The sequence below is a fragment of the Hansschlegelia sp. genome (genome assembly GCF_035538955.1).
Taxonomy (GTDB): domain Bacteria; phylum Pseudomonadota; class Alphaproteobacteria; order Rhizobiales; family Methylopilaceae; genus Methylopila.
Genome location: NZ_DATLJK010000010.1, coordinates 189,912 through 212,236, shown reverse-complemented (window position 1 = coordinate 212,236; position 22,325 = coordinate 189,912). Strand labels below are relative to the sequence as shown.

General features: G+C 70.6%; 20 protein-coding genes and 1 other RNA gene. 6 read left to right on the top strand and 15 right to left on the bottom strand.

Annotated features, from left to right (window positions below):
• Positions 1-3: 3 nt before the first annotated feature.
• The 11 genes from VM780_RS07325 to VM780_RS07275 all read right to left on the bottom strand — a co-directional run bounded on the left by VM780_RS07325 (position 4) and on the right by VM780_RS07275 (position 11,103).
• Positions 4-1,458, bottom strand: coding sequence for a UDP-N-acetylmuramoylalanyl-D-glutamyl-2,6-diaminopimelate--D-alanyl-D-alanine ligase (locus VM780_RS07325; protein ID WP_325446611.1), 1,455 nt, complete (start codon positions 1,456-1,458; stop codon positions 4-6).
• A complete protein-coding gene (locus tag VM780_RS07320) occupies positions 1,455-2,915 on the bottom strand; it encodes a UDP-N-acetylmuramoyl-L-alanyl-D-glutamate--2,6-diaminopimelate ligase (RefSeq protein ID WP_414652800.1) in 1,461 nt (486 codons plus the stop codon). Before VM780_RS07320 ends, VM780_RS07325 begins: the two co-directional genes overlap by 4 nt.
• On the bottom strand, positions 2,912-4,741 hold the full coding sequence (locus VM780_RS07315) for a penicillin-binding protein 2 (protein WP_325446610.1): 1,830 nt from the start codon (positions 4,739-4,741) through the stop codon (positions 2,912-2,914). Before VM780_RS07315 ends, VM780_RS07320 begins: the two co-directional genes overlap by 4 nt.
• Positions 4,738-5,280, bottom strand: coding sequence for a cell division protein FtsL (gene ftsL, locus VM780_RS07310; protein ID WP_325446609.1), 543 nt, complete (start codon positions 5,278-5,280; stop codon positions 4,738-4,740). Before ftsL ends, VM780_RS07315 begins: the two co-directional genes overlap by 4 nt.
• Positions 5,277-6,308, bottom strand: a complete 1,032-nt coding sequence (gene rsmH, locus VM780_RS07305) for a 16S rRNA (cytosine(1402)-N(4))-methyltransferase RsmH (RefSeq protein WP_325446608.1) — start codon at positions 6,306-6,308, stop codon at positions 5,277-5,279. Before rsmH ends, ftsL begins: the two co-directional genes overlap by 4 nt.
• Positions 6,305-6,769: a division/cell wall cluster transcriptional repressor MraZ gene (locus tag VM780_RS07300; RefSeq protein ID WP_325446607.1), complete on the bottom strand. Its 465-nt coding sequence runs from the start codon at positions 6,767-6,769 to the stop codon at positions 6,305-6,307. Before VM780_RS07300 ends, rsmH begins: the two co-directional genes overlap by 4 nt.
• Before the next feature lie 353 nt (positions 6,770-7,122).
• The gene (locus VM780_RS07295) at positions 7,123-8,103 is read right to left on the bottom strand and encodes an NAD-dependent epimerase/dehydratase family protein (protein WP_325446757.1); all 981 of its coding nucleotides are present in this window, start codon (positions 8,101-8,103) and stop codon (positions 7,123-7,125) included.
• Between the two features lie 45 nt (positions 8,104-8,148).
• An RNA gene (gene rnpB / locus VM780_RS07290) (RNase P RNA component class A) lies at positions 8,149-8,553 on the bottom strand.
• 67 nt (positions 8,554-8,620) lie between these two features.
• Positions 8,621-9,487 (bottom strand): lytic transglycosylase domain-containing protein, encoded by an 867-nt coding sequence (locus tag VM780_RS07285; protein ID WP_325446606.1) that lies wholly within the window; start codon positions 9,485-9,487, stop codon positions 8,621-8,623.
• Positions 9,488-9,604: 117 nt separating this feature from the next.
• Entirely contained in the window at positions 9,605-10,366 is a 762-nt protein-coding gene (locus tag VM780_RS07280) for an N-acetylmuramoyl-L-alanine amidase (RefSeq protein ID WP_325446605.1), read from the bottom strand.
• Positions 10,363-11,103 (bottom strand): TerB family tellurite resistance protein, encoded by a 741-nt coding sequence (locus VM780_RS07275; RefSeq protein ID WP_325446604.1) that lies wholly within the window; start codon positions 11,101-11,103, stop codon positions 10,363-10,365. The genes VM780_RS07280 and VM780_RS07275 overlap by 4 nt, the downstream gene beginning before the upstream one ends.
• Before the next feature lie 157 nt (positions 11,104-11,260).
• On the opposite strand from VM780_RS07275, the gene VM780_RS07270 reads away from it, so the two are divergent.
• Positions 11,261-12,136 (top strand): DMT family transporter, encoded by an 876-nt coding sequence (locus VM780_RS07270; protein ID WP_325446603.1) that lies wholly within the window; start codon positions 11,261-11,263, stop codon positions 12,134-12,136.
• A 6-nt stretch (positions 12,137-12,142) separates the two neighbouring features.
• On the opposite strand, the gene panB is transcribed toward VM780_RS07270, so the two are convergent.
• The 3 genes from panB to VM780_RS07255 all read right to left on the bottom strand — a co-directional run bounded on the left by panB (position 12,143) and on the right by VM780_RS07255 (position 17,560).
• Positions 12,143-13,006, bottom strand: coding sequence for a 3-methyl-2-oxobutanoate hydroxymethyltransferase (gene panB / locus VM780_RS07265; RefSeq protein ID WP_325446602.1), 864 nt, complete (start codon positions 13,004-13,006; stop codon positions 12,143-12,145).
• A 5-nt stretch (positions 13,007-13,011) separates the two neighbouring features.
• Positions 13,012-16,650 carry a hydantoinase B/oxoprolinase family protein gene (locus VM780_RS07260; RefSeq protein WP_325446601.1) on the bottom strand — a complete coding sequence of 1,213 codons (3,639 nt, stop codon included), beginning with the start codon at positions 16,648-16,650 and terminating at the stop codon, positions 13,012-13,014.
• A gap of 73 nt (positions 16,651-16,723) precedes the next feature.
• Positions 16,724-17,560, bottom strand: a complete 837-nt coding sequence (locus VM780_RS07255) for an extensin family protein (protein WP_325446600.1) — start codon at positions 17,558-17,560, stop codon at positions 16,724-16,726.
• Between the two features lie 146 nt (positions 17,561-17,706).
• On the opposite strand from VM780_RS07255, the gene VM780_RS07250 reads away from it, so the two are divergent.
• Positions 17,707-18,309 (top strand): isochorismatase family protein, encoded by a 603-nt coding sequence (locus tag VM780_RS07250; protein ID WP_325446599.1) that lies wholly within the window; start codon positions 17,707-17,709, stop codon positions 18,307-18,309.
• A 10-nt stretch (positions 18,310-18,319) separates the two neighbouring features.
• Here the strand turns inward: VM780_RS07250 and VM780_RS07245 are convergent, their stop codons facing one another.
• Positions 18,320-18,772, bottom strand: coding sequence for a GatB/YqeY domain-containing protein (locus tag VM780_RS07245; RefSeq protein WP_325446598.1), 453 nt, complete (start codon positions 18,770-18,772; stop codon positions 18,320-18,322).
• A 134-nt stretch (positions 18,773-18,906) separates the two neighbouring features.
• Here VM780_RS07245 and carA point away from each other — a divergent pair, with 134 nt between their 5' ends.
• The 4 genes from carA to VM780_RS07225 are packed head-to-tail and all read left to right on the top strand — an operon-like array spanning position 18,907 to position 22,325.
• Complete coding sequence (carA, locus tag VM780_RS07240; RefSeq protein ID WP_325446597.1) at positions 18,907-20,112, top strand: glutamine-hydrolyzing carbamoyl-phosphate synthase small subunit; 1,206 nt, start codon at positions 18,907-18,909, stop codon at positions 20,110-20,112.
• A gap of 16 nt (positions 20,113-20,128) precedes the next feature.
• Positions 20,129-20,632, top strand: a complete 504-nt coding sequence (locus VM780_RS07235; protein WP_325446596.1) for a hypothetical protein — start codon at positions 20,129-20,131, stop codon at positions 20,630-20,632.
• The gene (locus tag VM780_RS07230; RefSeq protein WP_325446595.1) at positions 20,629-21,147 is read left to right on the top strand and encodes a GNAT family N-acetyltransferase; all 519 of its coding nucleotides are present in this window, start codon (positions 20,629-20,631) and stop codon (positions 21,145-21,147) included. Before VM780_RS07235 ends, VM780_RS07230 begins: the two co-directional genes overlap by 4 nt.
• Entirely contained in the window at positions 21,144-22,325 is a 1,182-nt protein-coding gene (locus VM780_RS07225) for an MFS transporter (protein WP_325446594.1), read from the top strand. Before VM780_RS07230 ends, VM780_RS07225 begins: the two co-directional genes overlap by 4 nt.

Below are 22,325 nucleotides of genomic sequence, written 5' to 3'. Positions count from 1 at the left end.
GGATCACTCGGCCGAGACGGTTTCGTCGGCCGCGATGGGCGCGAAGCGGGCGCAGAGCGCAGCGACCAGGGGGCCCATGCGCGAGCTGTTGGAGCCCTTGACCATGACCGCGTCACCGCCGCGCACGTTCTGGAGCAGGACGGGTTCAAGCTCGGCGGCCGTCGGGGCCCAGGCGCCACGCCGCTGGGCGGGCAGCGCGTCGTGGAGCGCGCGCATCAGCGGCCCGGCCGTGTAGACGAGATCGATCTTCGACGCGGCGACCGCCTCGGCGACCCCGGCGTGCAGCTCCTGCTCGGACGCGCCAAGCTCCAGCATGTCGCCGAGCGCCGCGATGCGCCGACCGGAGGGTCCGACCGGCGTGTGGCCGAGCAGCGCGAGCGCCGCACGCATGGACGCCGGATTGGCGTTGTAGCTCTCGTCGATGACGACCAGCGGTCCGGCGGAGGTCGCAAGCTCGTGCCGCTTGCCGCGGCCGGCGGGCGGCGCGAACCGGGCCAGCGCGAGCGCCGCAAGCGCGAGATCGGCGCCGAGGAGCTTCGCCGCGAGCAGCACGCCGAGCGCGTTCTGCACGAGGTGGCGGCCCGGGGCGCCGATCTTGAAGGTGACCGGCTCGCCAAGGATCGTGGCGGCGACGCAGGAGCTCGTCTCCTTGAGCGCCAGACGGTCCAGCCGGGCGTCCGCGGTGACGTGCTCGCCGAAGCTCATGATCTCCGCGCCGCAGGCGCGCGCCGCGGCGCAGAGCCGCTCGAAATGCGGGCTGTCGCGGTTGATGACGGCGTGGCCGCCGGGAACGAGCCCCTCGAAGATCTCGGCCTTGGCGTCGGCGATGGCCTCGACGTTCGGGAACGCCGCCAGATGCACGGGCTCGACATTCATCACCATCGCGACGTGCGGGCGCACCATCCGGGTGAGCGGCCTGATCTCGTCCGGATGGTTCATGCCGATCTCGAACACGCCGTAGGCGGCCGATTTCGGCAGACGCGAGAGCGTCAGCGGCACGCCCCAATGATTGTTGTGGGAGGCGGCGGAGGCGTGAGTCGGGCCTTCCGCGCCGAGGGCGATCCGCAGCGCCTCCTTGGTGCTGGTCTTGCCGACCGAGCCGGTGACCGCGACGATCTTCGCCTGCGACCGGGCGCGGGCGGCGAGGCCGGCGGCGACCAGCGCGTCGAGCACGTCCGCGACCACGAGCAGCGGCCCAGCGGAGGCGAACTCGGCGGCGTGCGCCTCATCCACCACGGCGAGTGCGGCATTGCGCGCGAAGGCGTCGGCCACGAAGGCATGGCCGTCCTGCCGGTCGCCCTTGATGGCGAAGAACGCCTCGCCGCGCGCGACGCTGCGGCTGTCGATCGAGATTCCGACGATGTCATCGGCCGGCGCGCCGGCGAGACGCCCCCCGGTCGCGAGCGCGAGTTCGGAAGCCGACCAAAGCGGTTCGGCGAAACTGCTGGGCGCGCTCACGCGGCGTCTCCCCTGTTGGCGAGCGTCGCCCGCACGACCTCGTGATCCGAAAACGGGAGCGTCCGATCGCCCACGATCTGGCCCGTTTCGTGACCTTTGCCGGCGATCAGCACGACATCCCCTGGTCCGGCCTCCGAGACCGCCGTCTCGATGGCGCGGCGCCGATCGCCGATCTCCTGCGCGCCCGGCGCGGCGGCCAGGATGGCGGCGCGGATCGCGGCGGGGTCTTCGCTGCGCGGATTGTCGTCGGTGATGATGACGCGGTCGGCCGCGCGGATTGCGATCTCGCCCATCAGCGGACGCTTGCCGGCGTCGCGGTCGCCGCCGGTTCCGAACACCACGGTCAGCCGTCCGGCCGCAAACGGCCGCAGCGCGGCGAGCGCCGCGGCGAGCGCGTCAGGCTTGTGCGCGTAATCGACAAAGATCGCCGCGCCGTTCGACTGCCCGACGAGCTCTAGGCGGCCCGGCACGCCCTGCAGCGCTGCGAGGGCCTCGAAGACGAGGTCGGGCGCGACGCCGGTCGCAAGCGCCAGACCGGCCGCGACGAGCGCATTCTCGACCTGGAAAGCGCCCGCGAGCGGCAGCCGAACCTTTCTGGTCGCGCCGCCATGGGTGAGCGTCAGCGACTGAGCGAGCTCGTCCCGGGCGACGTCATCGAGCCGGATCGCCTCGCCCCGGCGCCCGACCGTGAGCAGCCGCGCGCCGCGGCCGCGCGCGGCTTCGATGAAGGCGCCGGCGTCGGCGGAATCAGCCCACACGACAGCTGCTCCGCCCTCCGGAAGCAGTTCACGGAACAGCCGGAGCTTGGCGTCCCGGTAGTGCTCGACCGTCGGATGATAATCCATGTGGTCGCGTGAGAGATTAGTGAAGCCGACCGCGTTAAGGTTAACGCCGTCCAGCCTTTTTTGATCGAGGCCGTGGGACGACGCCTCCATCGCGAGATGGCTGACCCCCTCGCCGGCCAAGGCGTCGAGCGTACGGTGGAGCGACACCGGGTCCGGCGTGGTCAGCGAGCCGTAGCTCGCGCCGGACGGCTTCGTCACGCCGAGCGTGCCGAGGCTCGCGGCCTCCAGGCCGGCATGCGCCCAGATCTGCCGCAGGAAGGTCACGGTCGAGCTCTTGCCGCTGGTGCCCGTGGCGGCGGCGATCGTCGCTGGCTGGCGCGGGTAGAGCCGCGCGGCCGCCTTGGCGAGGGCAAGTCTGGCGTCGGCGACGAGCACCACCGGCACGGTCGCGCGCACCGGCGCTTCCGACAGAATCGCGACCGCCCCGGCCGCTATCGCGTCCTCGATGAAGCGCGCGCCGTCCGTCCTGGCGCCGGCGAGCGCGGCGAACACCTCGCCCGGCTTCACCGCCCGGCTGTCCGCCGTAAGGCCGGTAACCGGAAGCGACCCGACGGCCGCGTCGAGCCCCGCCTCCGGGAACAGCTCGGCAAGCGTCGGCGTGGTCGCCGTCACTCGCCGATCACCGTGCCGACCGGGATGTTTCCGAGCAGTTCGGTGGCGCTCGGCGCGTTGTAGTCCGGGGTCACGCCGAGCAGCGGCGCGACCCGCTCGACCATGTGGCCGCCGACCGGGACCGCGTTCCAGCCGGACGTCGAGAAGCCGTGCGTCTCGGGCAGCGCCTTCGGCTCGTCCAGCACGACCAGCAGCATGTATTTCGGATCGTCCATCGGGAACACGCCGGTGAAGGCCGTCAGGTTCTTCGTCTTCGAATAGCGCCCGTTCACCACCTTCTCGGCGGTGCCGGTCTTGCCGCCGACCCGATAGCCCGGGATGTCGGCCTTTTTCGCCGAGCCTTTTTCGGCGTTCAGCTTCATCAGATAGCGCATCTCGACGCTGGTCTTGGGCTGAATCACCTGCGGCGACGCCGCCTTCGCGTCCTCGACCGTCCGGTGGAGGAAGGTCGGCTTCACCAGATAGCCGCCATTGACCAGCGCGCTCACCGCCATGACGGACTGAATCGGCGCGATCGCGATGCCGTGGCCGAACGCGATGGTGATGGTGTTCAGTTCGCCCCACTTCGACGGGAAGATCGGCCGCGAACTCTCCGGCAGTTCGGTCTTCAGGCGGTCGAGCTGGCCCATCTTCTTGAGGAAGGCTTTGTGCGCGTCGATCCCAAGGGCGAGCGCGATCCGCGCGGTGCCGATGTTCGAGGAGTGCACGAAGATCTCGGGCACGTTCAGGATGCGGTGCGTGGCGTGGAAGTCGTGGATCAGGAACCGGCCGTAGCGCAGCGGCGCGCGGGCGTCGAAGCGGCTCATCAGATTGACCTTGCCGCTGTCGAGACCCATGGCGAGCGTCAGCGCCTTGAAGGTCGAGCCCATCTCGAACACGCCGACATTGACGCGGTTGATCGCGTCCGGCTTGAGCGCGTCGGAAGGCGTGTTGGGGTCGTAGTCCGGCAGCGAGACGAGCGAGATGATCTCGCCGGTCCGCACGTCCGCGATGGCGGCGGAGGCGGCGATCGCCTTGAACTTGGTCATGCCGGCGACGAGTTCGTCGCGGACGGCGTGCTGGACCTTCAGGTCGAGCGCCAGCCTCACCGGCGGCAGACGGCCGCCCTTGGCGGCGGCGGCGGCCGCTTCGGCGGTCTTGCCGCTGGTGTCGAGATATTTCTCGATCCCGGCGATTCCCTTGTTGTCGACGTCGGCGAAGCCGAGAATGTGGGAGACTTCCGGGCCGTTCGGGTAGACCCGCTTGTTCTCGGTGACGAAGCCGACGCCCGGAATTCCGAGACGGAAGATCGCGACCTGCTCGCGCGGCGAGATTTCGCGCTTGATCCACACGAAGCCGCGCTTGGTCGAGAGCTTCGCCTGCAGTTCCTTCTCGTCGAGGTCCGGCAGCGCCTGGCGCAGGAGGTCGACGGCCTCGTCGACGTCGATGATGTTCTTGGGCTCGGCGTAGAGCGAGGCGACCTTGACGTCGGTCGCGAGCACCAGGCCGTTGCGGTCGACGATGTCCGGGCGGGAGATCGCCGCCACCGTCTGCGCGACTTCCGCGGCGGTTTCGGCGCCCGGCGCGACGGCGTACTGCACCAGGCGGCCGACGATCGCGACATAGACCAGCCCGAAGGCGATCGCAGCGATCCTCAGCCGGCCGCTGGTGAGGCCGAGCCCCTCCCCTGATCCCACCAGAAGACGGATGACGCGGCGGGCGAGCCGCACGCCGGCCACCGACCATTTCCACAGATGGCGGGCGGTCGCGAGGGTGAAGCGGCCGAGCGCCGCGCCGAGCAGCGCGCCGTTGCGGAACGTTCCGTCGAGAACCTCCTGCCCGGTCATCGTGCAAGCCCCATCTTCTTCAGGAAGTCCGTGAGGTTCATCGGCGCGTTCGTCTTCGGCGTCGATGGCCGCGCGTTCGCCGGACGAGACGCCGGCGCCTTGAGCTCGGTCGCCGGCTTGACCGCGATCGTGGTCTTCTTCGCCGGCGGAGGCGGTTTGCGGACGCTCGCCGCGGCGGGCGTGTCGACCGCGATGCTGGCGTCCTCGCCCATCAGGCCGAGCGCCTCGAGCTTCTTGCCGATTTCGTCCACCGGCGCCGGCCTGTCCGGCAGCGAGGCCAGCACGACCGTCTGCTCGCGGGCCAGCGGCGCGAGTTCGAGATGCTGCTTGGCGAAGCCCTGGATCCGGTCCGGCCGCGCGAGATACGCCCACTCGGCCTTGAGCGTCTGGATCGCGTCGCGCTCGGCCGCGATCTCGCGCCTCAGCTTCGCGGCATGCTCCGCATGCATCGTCGCGTCGTATTTGATCCGGTAAACCGTGACCGCCGCCCCGACCAAGGCGCCTAGCGCTATGACGTTGAGGACGCGTGCTATTTTCATGACGCGTCTCCCATCAGCCGCGCGATCGGCAGGCGCGGGACGCCATAGGCGAGAGCGTCGCCGCCGCGCGCGGGCGCGCTGGTCCGCACCGCGGAGCGGAGCCGCGCGGAGCGCGCGCGCGGATTGCGGGCGATTTCCTCGTCGGTCGGCTTCTCGGCGCCGTGCGACAGCGGCTCAAAGGTCGCCGGCGGCACCGGCGCTTCCGGAAGGTGGCGTGAGGCGCCCGAGGCGGTCCGCGTCCGGTCGTTCAGGAACAGTTTGACGATGCGGTCCTCGAGCGAATGGAACGAGACCACGACCAGCCGGCCGCCTGGCTTGAGGCGGCGCTCGGCGGCGAACAGGGCGCCGGCGAGCTGGCGCAGTTCGTCATTGACCGCGATCCGGAGCCCCTGAAACGTCCGCGTCGCCGGATGGATGGCGTCGCTGGAGCGGCCGATCACGCGCTCCACGATGCTGGCGAGCCGGAGCGTGTCGACGATGGGCGCTTTGGCCCGTTCGGCGCAGATCGCGCGCGAGATCGCGCTCGCCCGCCGCTCTTCCCCGAGCGTCCTCAGGAGCGCGGCGAGCTCCTTTTCTTCCAGGGTCGCGATGAGGTCCGCCGCGCTCGGGCCGTCGCCCCCCATCCGCATGTCGAGCGGCCCCTCGAGCCGGAACGAGAAGCCCCGTTCGGCCTCGTCGAGCTGCATCGAGGAAACGCCGACGTCGAGCACGACGCCGTCCAGCGCCGCGATCCCAAGGTCGTCGATGGCGCTCGAGAGGTTGGCGAACCGCTCCTCCACGACCGTCAGCCGACCGTGAAATTGGGAGACCAGGTCGAAGCTCGCCGCGACCGCGTTGGGGTCGCGGTCGAGAGCGACGACGCGGCAGTCGGCCGCCTCGAGGATGGCGCGCGAATAGCCGCCGGCCCCGAACGTGCCGTCGAGAAAGATCTCGCCATCGCGGGGCGCGAGCGCGGCGAGCACCTCCGCGAGCATGACCGGTTGATGCCGAGCGTCGGAGGACGGCCGGGCGCCGCTTGGCGGGCTCATGTCCGCTCCAGCCCTTGAGGCGCGAAGGCGCGCCGGCGAAGCTCCCGCAGGGTTTCGCGCGCAGCCGCCAGATGCGCCTGGAAACGCTCCGGCTCCCAGATCTGGAATTTCGAGCCCTGGCCGACGAACGTCACCTGGTCGCGGATGCCCGCATAGGTCTTGGCGCTCTCGCTCAGCACGATCCGGCCTTCGCCGTCGATTTTGAGCACCTCGCTGACCCCGAGCAGGGCCGTCGAAAGGCTGTCCCGTTCGTCCGAATAGGGCGTCAGCGTCGCAAGCAGTTGATCGATCTCCCGCAGCAGCGCGTTGCCGCCGCCGTCGATCGCCTGAAGCTCCAGCGAGGGATGGATGAAGAGCCCCTCGAAGCCGTCGCGGGCGAGCGTCGCGCGATAGGGCGCGGGGATCGACACCCTCCCCTTGGAGTCGAGCCGGTTGGTGAAGTTGGACACGAACCGGTCCATGGCCCCCCACGCCCGTCGCGCGGGCGTCCGTCCAGCCGCCCCCCATGAACGGCTCCGCATCGAGACGGGCGTCGAGCGTCGGCTCTCCGGCCGCTTGGGCCGCAGATGAAAAAGACCAGCATCCTGCTCGGGAGCCGTCGTTACGCCGTCTCGACGGGATGATTTGGGATAACATGGGCCCCTATGGGCGTCAACGAGACCAACACGTGGTCGCCGGCGCGACGCGGCCCAGGACGCGTGACCTGACAAGGGCCGCTCGCGACCGTTGCGCGACCCGGTCAGTAGAACTTCCTTAGGGTTAAGAAGGGGTTTCGACGGAGCGCCGCGCGACCCCTCAATGGCCGCGACGAGCGTCAGTTTTCCCGGGCGAGCCGCATGGCCTCCGGCGCGTTTCGGAGCCAGGCGACGAAACGTTCGACGCCGCCCGCGACGTCGGCGCTGGTCGGAATCCCGTAGTCCGCCCGGAGCCGGCTCGAATCGCCGGCCGTAAACGGCGCGTCGCCCGGCGGCGCGGAGGTCACGCGCGTGACCGCCCGGCGGCCGCAGGCGCGCTCGATCATCGACAGGAGCTCCGCCACGCTCGTCGGAGCGCCGCCGCAGACATTGTAGATCCGGTGCGGAAGCTTGCGGTCGGGGAAGACCGGCCGGCGCGCGATCGCGGTCACGGCCGCGACGACGTCGCGAATGTCGGTGAAATCCCGCTGAGCCGCTCCGCCGTCGTGAAGCGCCACCTCGCGGCCGTTCAACGCCGCGTCGGCGAAGCTCCAGAAGGCCATGTCGGGTCGCCCCCACTCGCCATAGACGGTGAACAGCCGCAGGCCGATTTGGCGGAGCCCGAACAGCCGCGCATAGGCGAAGGACGCGAGTTCGTTCGCCCGCTTGGTCGCGGCGTAGAGCGAGGCCGGCTCGTCCGCCCGGTCGATTTCCTGAAACCGCGCGTCGTGGCGCACGCCATAGACGGCGCTCGACGACGCATAGATAAGCAGGGCCTCGGCGGCGTGGCGGCGCATGGCCTCGAGCACCGCCAGATGCCCGATCTCGTTCGCCTCCGCATAGGCGAACGGCGCCGTCAGCGAATCTCTGACGCCGGCCCGCGCCGCGAGATGGATCACCACGTCGGGCGCGGCGTCACGAACGAGTGCGGCGAAGCGTTCCGGATCGGCGACGTCGGCCGGAACGAAGCAGATGGAAGAGCCGAGCTGTTCGAGGCGGGCCTGTTTCAGCCGACGGTAGGGCTGTGCGAGATTATCGAGCCCGACGATCTCATGGCCTTGCGCCGCGAGCGCGGCGGCCACGTGGAAGCCGATGAAGCCAGCGACGCCGGTCAGCAGCACGCGCAACGGCCGTCTCCGGTCAGGGTCGCCGATGGCCGATACGAGAACGCCAGCCGGCCTGTAAGCCGGGTTCTGTATGGCGCGCGCACGAGTTTCCCCGCAACGCGCGCGTGACGACCATTCCTCTGGGACGTTCGTCGCCGAACGCCTCTAGCGACCAACCCGGGCGACGGCCCGAAAGCAGGTTGCGGCTGCGCCGAAGCGCGGTCGCGTGTCGCCCCTATTCGGTCTTGCTCCCGGCGGGGTTTGCCATGCCGCTCCCGTTACCGGTCGCGCGGTGCGCTCTTACCGCACCCTTTCACCCTTGCCTGCGGCCGAAGCCGCCGGCGGTTTGCTTTCTGTGGCACTTTCCCTGGGGTCGCCCCCGCCGGACGTTATCCGGCGCCGTGCTTCCGTGGAGCCCGGACTTTCCTCCCCGGCGTGAACCGGAGCGGCCGTCCAGCCGGCTGGCCGGTCCGATGTGGGGGCAAGCGGGCCGGCAGGTCAAGCCCGCCGGCCGCTTTGCGGCGTCGCCCGGTCAGTTTGAGGCGACGCGACGGTTCGCGGAGCCGCCGCGGGCCGCCATGAACCGCTTCACCTTCGCGCAGTAGACGGCGCCGGCGCGCGTCACGCCCTTCACGGCGTGGCCGCCCTGGTACTTCGAAACGGCCGCGCAGGTGTTGCCGCCGGACTTGCGCACCGCTTCGGCGAGATAGCGCATGCCGTAGGTCAGATTGTTGGACGGCTCGTAGAGCGCCTGCCGGCTGCCGCGGAAGCCCATGCCGCGCGCCGTGCGGTAGCTCAGCTGCATCAGGCCGATGAAGCCGCCGGCGCCCGTGGCCTGGGGCTTGTACATGGACTCGACCTGCACGACGGCGTGCGCGAGCGACGGGTCGACCCCCTGCCTTTGGGCGGCGGCGGTCACCATGTCCCGGATCGGTCCCGTCGGCAGGGCCGCAGCGGCCACTGTCGGCTTCGCCGGCATGATCTCGACGTCACGCTCGAGCGAGACGGGCTGGCTCTTTGCCGCCAGGCGACGCGCCGCCGCGCGGCTCATCGCGATGCGCTTCGGAGCGGCGTGAGACTTGGCCGCCACGCGCACCCTGCGGGGCGCGACCTTTTCGGCCACGACGGGCGCCGGGGTCGGAGCAACCGCCGGGGCGGCGTTGCGGGCCGAGGTGAAGGCCGCGGCGGCCGTCGATCGCGTCCTGACGGGAACCACCGGCGCATGAGCCGCGTTAACGGCCTGTTTAGAACTGCCCTGCTGGGCCGAAGTCGAAACTGATTGCTTCTTGATCTGGTTATGAACGCTGGCTCCCCCGCCAAGTCGTTCCTTTACCGGCGTAGCTCCCGCCGAGGCGACGGTCGCCGCGAACATAGCGACGACGATCGTCGATCTACGCATATTTACACTCCCGATTGCGTTAAGCGCCGGGAGACCAGAGCCTTGCGAAAGTGACCTCGGATCGACCACGGTCTGGTGGCAACTTGACTGCGAAGTGTCGAGAATGCGGCAGGGGTATTATCGTGCCGGCAAAGCTCGCAGCAGGTTGCGGAGCGTATCGGCCGTCGAAAAATCCGCGACGCCGTCTACCCGCGCCGGCCTGAAGTGGCGCTGGAAGGCGCGGACCACGGCCGCGGTCGCGCCGTCGAACAGACCGTCGATCTCGACGCCATATCCGTAGAGCGACAAGAGGGTTTGCAGGTCCTCCACCGGCGGTCCCTCATCGCCTTCGCGAAGCGATTCAGAGCCGTCGAGCATCGCGGTCGGCGCCACCCAGTGCCCGACGCCGGACGCCGCCAGAACGTCCCAGGGGAACTTCTCTCCGGGGTCCTGCTTTCGCCGCGGCGCAACATCGGAATGGGCCAGAACGCGTTCCGGTTGTAGTTCCCACCGCGCGCAAATGTCGCGGCTGATATCCACAACGGCGGCGATCTGCGCTTCGGGGAAATTCGGGTAGCCGAATTCGTGGCCGGGATTGGCGATCTCGATGCCGATCGACCGCGAATTGACGTCGGTCTCCCCCTCCCAGGAGGACACGCCGGCGTGCCACGCGCGCCGTTCCTCCGGCACGAGCTGCAGCGTCCGGCCGTCCTCGAGCACGACGTAGTGGCAGGAGACGCCGCTCTCGGCGGCGCACAGCCGGCGGCAGGCCTCCTCGGTGGACTCCATGCCGGTGTAGTGCAGCAGCAGGAGATCGGGCGCGCGGCCGTCGCGGCGCTCGTCATGGTTCGCGGCGGCGCGCACCTCGTGGACGAACCGGCTGTCCGGCGAAAAACTCATGCGAGACCGCGCTCGGCCCGGATGGCGTCCCAGGCGGCGTTGATCGTGGCGAGCTTGGAGCTCGCGATCCTGACCGCCTCCGCCGGCAGACCGCGGGCGAGCGCTCGGTCTGGATGGTTCTCTGCCACGAGCTCCCGGTGGCGCCGCTTCAGCTCCGCGTCGGAGGCGTCGGCCGGCGCGCCGAGCACCTCGTAGGGATCATCGTCGGGGAAGCGCACATAGGCGCCGAGCGCGCGCCGCAGGCGCGACCGCTCGAGCCCGAAGATGGTCGCGACCTCCGTCAGATAGGCCATCTCGCCTTCATGGATCGCGCCGTCGGCGGCGGCGATATGGGCGAGGCCATGCAGCACGTCCTCTAGCGTGGCCGGCTCGTCGCGGAACAGGTTCGCAAGTTGAGTGGCGTAGCTGTCGAAGCCCGCGAGATCGCGGCTCGCCACGTCGAAGGCGTGCGACACCTCGGCGACGTCCTCGGGCGCGATGTGGAAGATCTCGCGGAAGGCCGCGACTTCGGCCGGCGCCACGACGCCGTCCGCCTTCGCCATCTTGGCCGAGAGCGCGATGACCCCGATCGTGAAGGCGAGGCTGCGCCTGTCCTGCTCGGGCGAGACCGGCGGCTTGTGATGGGTTTCTTCGCGGTCGAGCAGAAAATGCCCGGCGAACGCGCCCACGATCGCGCCGAGCGGGCCTCCGAGCGCGTAGCCACCCGCGGCTCCGCCGAGCTTACCCCAAAACGACATGGCGACTCCCTGTTCGGCGCGAGTCTAGCGGGCTTGCGGCGGCGGCGGGAGAGCGCGACGCATCAATCGGCGAGATGGCCCTCATCGCCAAACGTCGTTTGCCGCGGCTTTCCGGTTCGCATTACTGCCGCCTCTCCAAACAAGCGGAGAGCCGACGGTGGATCGGGCCAAGCTGGGACTGCTGCTCGGCTTCGCCGGCGTCGTGATCTTCGGCGGCACGCTGCCGGCGACGCGGCTCGCCACGCCCGAACTGGGTTTCGGCTTCCTCGCCGCGGGCCGCGCCGCCGGAGCGGGACTCATGGCGCTGGCCGCGCTCACGGCGTTGCGGCGGCCGGTCCCGGACGGCCGGACGCTCGGCGTCCTGGTCCTGATCGCGATCTGCGTGGTCTGGGGCTTTCCGCTGTTCAGCGGCTTCGCCATGACGCGCGCCTCATCGTCCCATGGCGGGGTCGTGCTGGCCGTGCTGCCGCTCGCGACCGCTCTCGCCGGCGCGTGGCTCGGCGGCGAGCGACCATCGGCGCGCTTCTGGGCGTTCGCGGCGCTCGGCGCGGCGCTGGTGCTGGGCTTCGCGCTCTGGCGCGGCGACGGCGGAACCACAGGGGTCGGCCTCGGCGACCTGTCGCTGCTGGCGTCCGTCGCGTCAGCCTCGATCGGCTACGCGCTGTCGGCGCGCCTCGCCCGCACCATGCCGGGTTGGGATGTGATCTCCTGGGCGGTCGTCCTGTCGCTGCCGGTCTCGCTCCCGCTCGCAGTGCGGCTCGCGCCGCTCGATCCCGCCACGGTCTCCGCCGCCTCGTGGACGGCCTTCGCCTATGTGACGGCGATGAGCCAGTATGTCGGCTTCTTCGCGTGGAACGCCGGGCTTGCGCTCGGCGGGGTGGCGCGCGTCAGCCAGGTGCAGCTGCTGCAGAGCTTCGTCACCCTCGCGATCGCCGCCCTGCTGCTGGCCGAGCCGGTCGACGCGCCGACGATCGCCTGCGCCGTCGCGGTGGTCGCGGTCGTGGCCCTCGGCAGGCGCGAGCGCGCCCGCTGACGTTCCTCAGCCGGCCGCGATCTTCGGCTTGGTCGCGCCATAAAGATGCTCGTCGCCGGGGAAGCGGCGCGCCCGAACGTCGGCCGCATAGGCCTCCGCGGCGGCCTTCATGGAGGCGCCGACTTCCGCGTAGCGGCGGACGAATTTCGGCACATGCCCGAAGGTCACGCCCATCATGTCGTCGGTGACGAGGATCTGGCCGTCGCATTCGGCCGAGGCCCCGATGCCGATCGTCGGCACCCGAATGGTCGAGGTGATGCGGGCGGCGAGCGGCGCCACGACGCCCTCGATCACCACCGCGAAGGCGCCGGCGTCCGCGACCGCACGGGCGTCCGCGACGATCGCCTCGGCTTCGGCCGCCTGCTTGCCGCGCGCCGCATAGCCGCCGAGCGCGTTCACCGACTGCGGCTGCAGGCCGACATGCGCCAGCACCGGGACCCCGCGCTGCGTGAGGAAATTGACGGTCTCGGCCATCACCGCCCCACCCTCGAGCTTGACCGCGCCGCAGCCGGTCTCCGCCAGGATGCGCGCCGCGCTGCGGAAGGCCTGGGCCGGGCTCTCCTGATAGGCGCCGAACGGCAGGTCGACGACGACGAGCGCGTGCTTCGCGCCGCGCACGACCGCGGCGCCATGCGCGATCATCATGTCGAGCGTGACCGGGATGGTGCTGTCGAGGCCGTAGACCACCATGCCGAGCGAGTCGCCGACCAGCAGAAGGTCGCAGGACTCGTCGAGCGCCTGGGCGACGGGGGTGGTGTAGGCGGTCAGGCAGACCAGCGGCTGGCCGCCTTTGGCGTTGCGGATCGCCGACACCGTCACCGGCTTCGACGGCCGCCCGCCCTCCAGGGGGGTGGGTCGACGTGCGCTCATGAGGCTCAGGACTCCTCGCTGCGGCCCCAGCCGCCGCCGGTCGGCGTTTCTATGACGATCGCATCGCCAGGGTCGACCCTGATTTGGTCGCATGCAGCGACTTGTTCTAGGGCGCCGCCGGCGCGGCGCACGAAATCGCGGCCCGGTTCGCCGTCCTCGCCGCCCGCCATGCCGAACGGCCGCGTGGTCCGGCGGCCGGACAGGATCGCGCAGTCCATCGGCGCGAGGAAACGGATCACGCGGCGCACCCCGTCGCCGGCCGACCATTTTCCCCGGCCACCGGAGCCGCGGCGGATCGAGAACTCGTCGAGCACGACGGGATAGCGCTGCTCCAGAATTTCCGGATCGGTCAGCCGCGAGTTCGTCATGTGGGTGTGGATCGCGTCCGCGCCGTCGAAGCCCGGCCCCGCCGGCGCGCCGGAGCAGATTGTCTCGTAATATTGCAGCCGGTCGTCGCCGAAGGTCAGGTTGTTCATCGTCCCCTGCGCGGCCGCCATGACCTTCATGGCGCCGAACAGGCAGTCGACCACGGTCTGGCTGGTCTCGACATTGCCCGCGACGACCGCGGCCGGCGACCGGGGGCTTAGCATGGAGCCTTCCGGGACAATGATCCGGAGGGGCCTGAGGCAGCCGGCGTTCATCGGGATGTCGTCGTCGACCATGACGCGGAAGGCGTAGAGCACGGCCGCGCGGGTCACCGGCTCGGGCGCGTTGAAGTTATTCGGCTGCTGCGGGCTCGTGCCCGTGAAGTCGACGGTCGCGGTCCGCGCCGCGCGGTCGACCGTGATCTTCACCCGGATGGTGGCGCCCTGATCGGTCGCGCAGGCGAACTCGGCGTCCGAAAGCCGCTCGATGACCCGCGCGACGCTCTCGGCGGCGTTGTCCTGGACATGGCCCATATAGGCCTCGACGACGTCGAGCCCGAAGGTCGCGATCATCTTGCTGAGCTCGGCGACGCCTTTGGCGTTGGCGGCGATCTGCGCCTTGAGGTCGGCGACGTTCTGGTCGGGATTCCGCGCCGGATAGCGCGCGCCGGCCAGGATCTTGCGGATGCGCTCCTCCTGAAACCGGCCGTCCTCGACCAGCGCGACGACGTCGATCGTCACGCCCTCCTCGTCGATCGTGGTCGCGCGCGGCGACATCGAGCCGGGCGCGACGCCGCCGATGTCGGCGTGATGGCCGCGGCTCGCGACCAGGAACAGCAGGCGTTCGCCGGCGTCGTCGAACACCGGCGTGACCACCGTGACGTCCGGCAGATGGGTGCCGCCGTCGTAAGGTGCGTTGAGCGCGAAGGTCACGCCCGGCCTCAGCCGATCGCCGGCGCGGCGCAGCACGGCCTCCACCGAGCGGTCCATCGAGCCGAGATGCACCGGCATGTGCGGCGCGTTGGCGACCAGCGCGCCGTCGGGCGCAAACACCGCGCAGGAGAAGTCGAGCCGCTCCTTGATGTTCACGGAGCTCGCGGTGTTCTGCAGCACGAGCCCCATCTGCTCGGCGATCGACATGAACAGGTTGTTGAAGATCTCGAGCATCACCGGATCGGCCGACGTGCCGACCGCGCGGCTCTGGGCGCGCGGCCGGGCGCGGGTGAGCACGAGATGGTCGCGCGGGCTGAGCTCGGCCTTCCAGCCGTCCTCCACCACCACCGTCTGGTTGGGCTCCACGATCAGCGCGGGGCCTTCCACCACGTGGCCGATCCCGAGCGCTTCGCGCCGGAACCCCCCGGCCTCCCGCGCCGCGCCGCCGGAGAACATCGCCGTTACGCGCTCGGGCGCCGGCGCGGCGCTGGCTTTTGGCGCGCGCTCCGGCTCGTCGAGCCCCGAGCCGCCGCCGGAGGCCTCGACCTCAACGGCCTCGACCACCAGCGCGCGGGCCTCATCCACAAACCCGAAGCGCGCCCGGTGGAAAGCGTCGAAGTCCGCCGCGATCTTTTTGAGATCAACAGCTCGGTCGCCGGAGCTGTCCGCAGCCGCGGAATCGAGCGCGATCTCGAGCGTCGAGTCGGTGCCCTGATAGCGGATGTGAAGGCGCGTCTCGATCAGCGGGTCCGCGACCGACTGGCGACGGAGTTCCTCCCGCGCCTCCTCCGAGAGAGCCGCCGCCGCTGCAGCGATCTGCTCCGCCGCCTCGCCAAGCGGCGCGCCCAGCGTCGTCGTCCGGCTGGCGCGAATGTCGGCGAGGCCCATTCCATAGGCTGACAGCAGGCCCGACAGGGGGTGGATCAGCACCGTGTCGATGCCGAGCGCGTCCGCGACGAGCGCCGCATGCTGCCCCCCTGCCCCGCCAAAACAGTTCAGCGCGTATCTCGTGACGTCATAGCCGCGCGCGACCGAGATCGTCTTGATCGCCTCCGCCATGTTCGAGACGGCGACCGCGATGAAACCGTCGGCCACCTGCTCCGGGCTGCGGCCGTCGCCGATCTCCTCAGCCAGCGCGGCGAATTTCTCCCGCACGACCGCCGCGTCGAGCGGCTCGTCGCGGCCGGGGCCGAAGATCGCCGGAAACAGGTCGGGCTGCAGCTTGCCGACCATGACGTTCGCGTCGGTCACCGTGAGCGGTCCGCCATTGCGGTAGCAGGCCGGCCCCGGCGCGGCGCCGGCGGAGTCCGGACCGACCCGGAAGCGACCGGAGTCGTAATGCAGGATGGAGCCGCCGCCGGCCGCGACGGTGTGGATGCGCATCATCGGCGCCCGCATCCGCACGCCGGCAACTTCGGTCTCGAAGGAGCGCTCGAAGGCGCCGTCGAAATGCGCGACGTCGGTCGAGGTGCCGCCCATGTCGAAGCCGATCACCCGGCCGAAGCCCGCGGCGGCGCCGGTCGCGGCCATCGCCACCACGCCGCCGGCGGGCCCCGACAGGATCGCGTCCTTGCCCTGAAACAGGCTGGCGGAGGTGAGCCCGCCGGCCGACGTCATGAACATCAGCCGGTCGGCGTCGGCCTCCGAGAGGTTCAGCTCGTCGCGCACCTGCGCCACGTAGCGGGCGAGCACCGGCGTCAGATAGGCGTCGACCACGGTCGTGTCGCCGCGCCCGACGATCTTGGGGAGCGGCGAGACCTCGTGGCTGACCGAGACCTGCGGAAAGCCCATCTGGCGGGCGATCGCGGCTGCCGCCTGCTCATGCGCCGGATGCGCGAAGCCGTGCATGAACACGATGGCGAGGGCGCGATAGCCATCCGCCCTGAGGGCCTCCAGCGCCCGGCGGACGGCGGCGGGATCGAGGGCGCGTTCGACCGTCCCGTCCGCCCGCACCCGCTCGTCGATCTCGACCGCGCGATCGTAGAGCGCTTCCGGCTTTTCGATCTTCTTCGCGAACAGTTTCGGCCGCGCCTGATAGCCGATGCGCAGCTGGTCCCCGAGCCCGCGGGTGATGAGCAACGCAGTGCGCTCGCCCTTGCGCTCCAGCAGCGCGTTGGTGGCGACCGTGGTCCCCATCTTGACCGCGCCGATCTTCTCCGCCGGGACCGGCTCGTCGGGTCGCAGCCCGAGCAACTCGCGAATGCCGGCCACCGCGGCGTCGCGATAGGCCCGCGGATTCTCCGATAGCAGCTTGCGAACCTGCAGCGTCCCGTCCGGCGCGCGGCCGATCACGTCGGTGAACGTGCCGCCGCGGTCGATCCAGAATTGCCAGCGTTGTGAGGTCATGAGCCGAGCCCGCGCGCCGAACCGCAAGCGCCCGCAATAGCGCGTGACGGACCGCGCGCGAAGCCGCGACGTCTTATGGGGTGGGCTCTGCCGCGACCGAGCGGGCGGGCGTGACGGAGCCGGTCGAAAGATCCGTATCGGCCGCCGGCCGGGCGCGCGCGACCTCCACGCCTGCGGGCGGGGCGAAGCTCACCGCCGGAGCGTCGCCATCCGCAGGCGGAACGAGGCCAGGCAGGGCGGGCTCCGCGGGTCTCGGCCCGCACCGCGTCACGCGGCCGTCGACGTCGTAGCGCGCGAGGTCGAGATGGATGTGGTCGTCATGCGTCTTGTCGGCGCCGGGCCCCAGAACCGTCTTGAACAGCCCGCAGGCGCCGGACTGCACGTCGCTGAGGAAGGCGGCCGCGCGGGAATCGCCCATCGAGCCGACGGAGATTTCGCGGCCGTCGGCGAGGATGAAGGCCGCCAGGTCGATGCCGTTGCCGTAAGCGTGCTCCGAGAGCCGCGGCTCCCCGGGTTCTCTGCTCCTGCGACAGGCGTAGGAGCCGGCGTTGCGGATCTCCGCCACCTCGGCGCCGAAGCGGGCTCTCGCGGCCGGCTGCACGACGTCGCGCAGCCAGACGTCGAGCGCCGCGGTCATCGAGCAGCCGAGCCGCGCGCTGGGCTCGACGCCGATCGCGCCGGCCGCCAGCGCCAGCACCCGGAAGGGATGCTCGAGCCCGCACGTTTCCTGATCGACGATCTCGTCAAGCGGGCGGACAAAGGCCGTGGCCTTGACCCGGCCTTCGGCGAGGCAGGCATGCTCGGCCTCGCCGCGCCAGGCGGCGCGGTCCTGATGACCGAACGCCCCGACGCCTGCGAGCGCTACGGCCGAGCCGAAAAAGCCGACAAAGATCGCGATGCGAATTTTCATGAACCGTAGAATGCGAGGTATGTGGTTAACGGCCGATCAATCATCCCGGCCAAACGGCCGCGGCGGCTTTCCGTGAGCGGCGGCCTGGGACAGGATGGCCGCGCCCGCGCGACGAACGACGCGGGCCGCCGAGGAGCCCCGACCGCATGACCGAAACGCCCAAGACCCTTCTCGAACTCGCCGGCGCCGCGCCCGCCCCCGCCTCGCTCGCCGACGCGACCCTGGTCGTGATTGACGCGCAGAACGAATATGTCAGCGGCCCGATCGCCCTGCCCGGCGTACAGCCGGCGCTGGCGGCGATCGCGGCGTTGCTCGCCGAAGCCCGCGCGGCCGGAACGCCGGTCGTGCATCTGGTCCATCGCGCGCCCGCCGGCGTGTTCGTCGAGGGAACCGAGGGCGCCGAGATCGCCCCGCAGGCGGCCCCGGCGGAAGGCGAGCCGGTGTTCAAGAAGGAGCTTCCCAACGGCTTCACGAACCCCGAATTCGGCCGGACGCTCGAGCGGCTCGGCCGCAAGAACCTGATTCTCACGGGCTTCATGACCCACATGTGCGTGGATTCGACCGCCCGGGCTGCGGTCGACCTCGGCTACGGCGTCACGATCGTGGAGAACGCGGTCGCGACGCGGCCGCTGCCGGGCGTGCTCGGCCGCCCGGCGCGCTCCGCGCAGGAAGTGCATGACGGCGCCCTCGCAGGCCTCGCCGATCTGTTCGCGGTGGTGACGCCGGACGCCTCCGGCCTCGGCAGGTGAGCCGGCGGCGTCAGCCGCCGAGCTTCGCCTTCACGACGCCGTTCGCCGCGCCGAAATCCATCACGCCGGCATATTTGGACTTCAGGGAGCCCATCACCTTGCCCATGTCCTTGACGGAAGCCGCGCCGGTCTCGGCGATGGCGACGTCGATCGCGGCGGCGACCTGCTCGGGCGACATCTGCTCGGGCAGGAACTCCTGAATGACCAGGATCTCGGCCCGCTCCTTCTCGGCGAGCTCCGGGCGGCCGTTTTCCTGATAGATCGAGGCGGATTCCTGCCGCTGCTTGATCATCTTGGCGAGCAGCTGCTTGAGTTCGTCGTCGGTCGCCGCGCCCTTGCCGGCCCCGCGCGCCTCGATGTCGCGATCCTTGATCGCGGCTCCGACCATGCGCAGCGTCGTGGTGCGGTCGGCGTCGCGGGCCTTCATCGACTCCTTGAGAGCGGCGTTGATCGCCTCGCGCATCGTCTGATCCTCTGAGCCTGCAGGGCTGGCGCGCCGGCGCGTCGGTTGACGGGCTTCCGGGCGGCGCCTAGTTTCCGGCCACAACTGCGCTCTCGGGCGCTGCGCGGCGTTCGCGCTGGGTTAAGGCAATCGTCATGACGGGACAAGACACGGCCGACCGCGGCTGGGATGAGGCGCGCCCGACGGCGCGGCTTCTGCTCGCCGACGGCACGCTGATCGAAGGCCAGGGCATCGGGGCCGAAGGGCTCGCGGCCGGCGAGCTCTGCTTCAACACCGCGATGACGGGTTATCAGGAAATCCTGACCGACCCGTCCTATGCGGGCCAGATCATCACTTTCACCTTCCCGCACATCGGCAATGTCGGCGTCAACGACGACGACATCGAGACCGTCAACGCGGCCGCCTCCTCGGGCGTGCGCGGCGCGGTGTTCGCGGCCGACATCACCTCCCCCTCGAACTGGCGGGCGACGCGCGACCTCGACGCGTGGCTGAAGGCGCGCGGCATCGTCGGCATCGCGGGCGTCGACACGCGGGCGCTGACCACGCTGGTGCGCGACAAGGGCGCGCCGAACGCCGTGATCGCGCATGCGCCGGACGGCCGGATCGGCGAGGCGGAGCTCAAGGCCGAGCTCGAGAAGTTTCCGGGGCTGGAGGGCCAGGATCTCGTGCCGCTCGTCGCCGCTACCCAGCGCTATGGCTGGGACGAAGGCGGCTGGAGCTGGCCGGGCCAGGCCGAGCCGGGCGCCTATGGCAAGCGGCCGGAGGGCCCCTCCAAGCGCGTGGTGGCGATCGACTACGGCCTGAAGCGCAACATCCTGCGCATGCTGACCCAGGCCGGATGCGAGGTCACCGTGCTGCCGCCGACCGCGACGGCCGAAGAGGTGCTGGCGCTCGATCCGGACGGCGTGTTCCTGTCGAACGGCCCCGGCGATCCGGCCGCGACCGGGGCCTATGCGGTGCCGATGATCCAGGGCGTGCTGGAGAAGAAGGTGCCGACCTTCGGCATCTGCCTCGGCCACCAGATGCTGGCGCTCGCCGTCGGCGCCACGACGAAAAAGATGCATCAGGGCCATCACGGCGCGAATCATCCGGTTAAGGACCTGGTCACCGGCAAGGTCGAGATCACCTCGATGAATCACGGCTTCGCTGTGGATCGTGAAACTTTGCCGGAGACCGCGCGCGAGACTCATGTCTCGCTGTTCGACGGCTCGAACTGCGGCCTCGAACTCACGGACCGGCCTGCCTTTTCGGTGCAGCACCATCCGGAAGCCTCGCCCGGCCCGCAGGACAGCCACTACCTTTTCCACCGCTTCGTCGAGATGATGGACAAGCGGGCGTAAAGGACCGACGCAGGGCATGACGACGCGCAGACTTGGCCTTTTCGCCCTGCTCGCCGTCATCCTCGCTGGACCTGGCGCCTGGCTGCTGTGGCCGGCCGAGGAGGCGCCGCAGCCCGAGCCGCGGCAGGCGCAGGATTCCGGCGGAACCCGCCTCTACTGCCAGTTCTACGTGTTCACCGAACAGCGGCCGCGCGTCGCCTTCTACTTCGAGGTGGACCGCGAAGGCGCTGCGCCGGCCTACCGGCAGATCTACGTGGCCGAAGACAATGGCGAGCGCGCCGACTTCGACGGCGTCTCCGAGCCGCGGCCCGCATGGGCGTTCAGCGCCTCCGAGCCCGCCCGCATCTCCTCCCGCATCACCGTGCCCGACGCCTCCCAGGCGGCCCAGCACGAGGAGGACATCGCCATCGAGCTCCACCGATACGAGCCGAAGGCGGAGGGGCCGGTCTGGTTCGAGGCCAGCCTGAAAAACGTCCACTACCAGAATCTGCCCGGCAAGTGCCGGCAGAGCGGCGCATGAGCGGAGCGCTCCGCGTCCGTGACGCGCTCGCCTCCGATATGCCGGCGGTCCAGCGCATCTATGAGCCGGAGGTCCTTTCCGGCTTCGCCACCTTCGAGCTCGAGCCGCCGAACGTCGCCGAGATGACGCGCCGGCGCGACGCGATCGCGGCGGCCGGGCTTCCCTATCTGGTCGCCGAACGGGACGGCCTTGTGCTCGGCTACGCCTATGCGGGCGAATACCGGGCCCGTCCCGCCTATAGCCACACGGTCGAGGACTCGGTCTATGTCGCCGCGGACGCGCAGGGCCAGGGCGTCGGCCGCGCGCTGCTCGCGGAGCTGATCGCGCGCTGCGAGGCGGGGCCGTGGCGGCAGATGGTCGCCGTCATCGGGGATTCCGCGAATTCCGCTTCGGTCGCGCTGCACAGCCGCCTCGGCTTCCGCGAGGTCGGAACTCTCGAGGCGGTCGGCTTCAAGCTGGGGCGCTGGCTCGACACCGTCCTGATGCAGCGCTCGCTCGGCGGAGGCGCGGCGTGATCAGCCGCGGCGTCGTCCTGCGGCTCGGCGTCGGGCAACTCGTCTGCTGGGGCTCCACCTTCTACCTGATCGGCGCTTTCGGCGACCGGATCGCCGCCGATTTCGGCTGGAGCCTGATCGAGACCCAGGCGGGCTTCTCGATCTCCCTGCTGACGATGGGCGTGGTCTCGACGACCGCCGGCCGTATGATCGACCGGCATGGCGGCCGCGCCGCGATGGTCTCAGGATCGCTGCTCGCAGCCCTCGGCTGCGCCGCGCTCGCGGCGGCGACCGGCCCGATCAGCTATGGCGCGGCCTGGATCTGCCTCGGCGTCGCGATGCGGCTCTGCCTCTACGACGCCGCCTTTGCGGCGCTGGCGCGGATCGCCGGGCCCGAGGCGCGACGCGCCATGTCGCAGATCACGCTGTTCGGCGGGCTCGCCTCCACGGTGTTCTGGCCGCTCGGGGCGGAGCTCGCGGATCTTTTCGGCTGGCGCGCCGCGTGCCTCGTTTTCGCAGGATGCGCCCTGCTGACCGCGCCGCTGCACTGGACGATCCCGCAGGGCCGGTTTGAAGCTCCGGATCGCGCTGCGCGGCCCATCGAGCCCGCCGCGCCCGGGGCGCTGGCCCGCTCTGAGCTCCCGGCCGCCATCCTGTTCGCGACCGTCGTCGCGCTCTCGAACGCGCTGCATTACGGCATGTCCGCCCACATCATCGGCGTGCTCGGCGGCCTCGGCGTCGCCGCGGGCGCGACCGCCTGGATCGCCGCTCTGCGAGGCGTCGGGCAGTCCGGCGCCCGGCTCTGCGAGGTGCTGTTCGGGCGCAGGCTGCGCGCCGTCGACCTCAACCTCGCGGCCGCGGCCGGCCTCGCCGCCTCCTTTGTGCTGGGCTTCTGGAGCGGTGCGTCGCTTGCGACGGCTGCCACTTTCTCGCTGATCTATGGCGCGGCGACCGGACTGCTGACCATAACGCGCGGCACCCTGCCGCTCGCGCTGTTCGACCCGGCGCGTTACGGAGTTCTCGTCGGCCGGCTGATCGCGCCGAGCTTCGTGGCCTCGGCCGCAGCGCCCGTCGTCTACGGGGCCGCGATCGAGCGGTTTGGCGCTCCGGGGGCGATCTGGCTGTCGCTGGCGCTCGGGAGCGGCGCGTTCGCGGCCGCCGTCGGCCTCAAGCGCCTCTCGCTCCGTCTCGGACGCTGA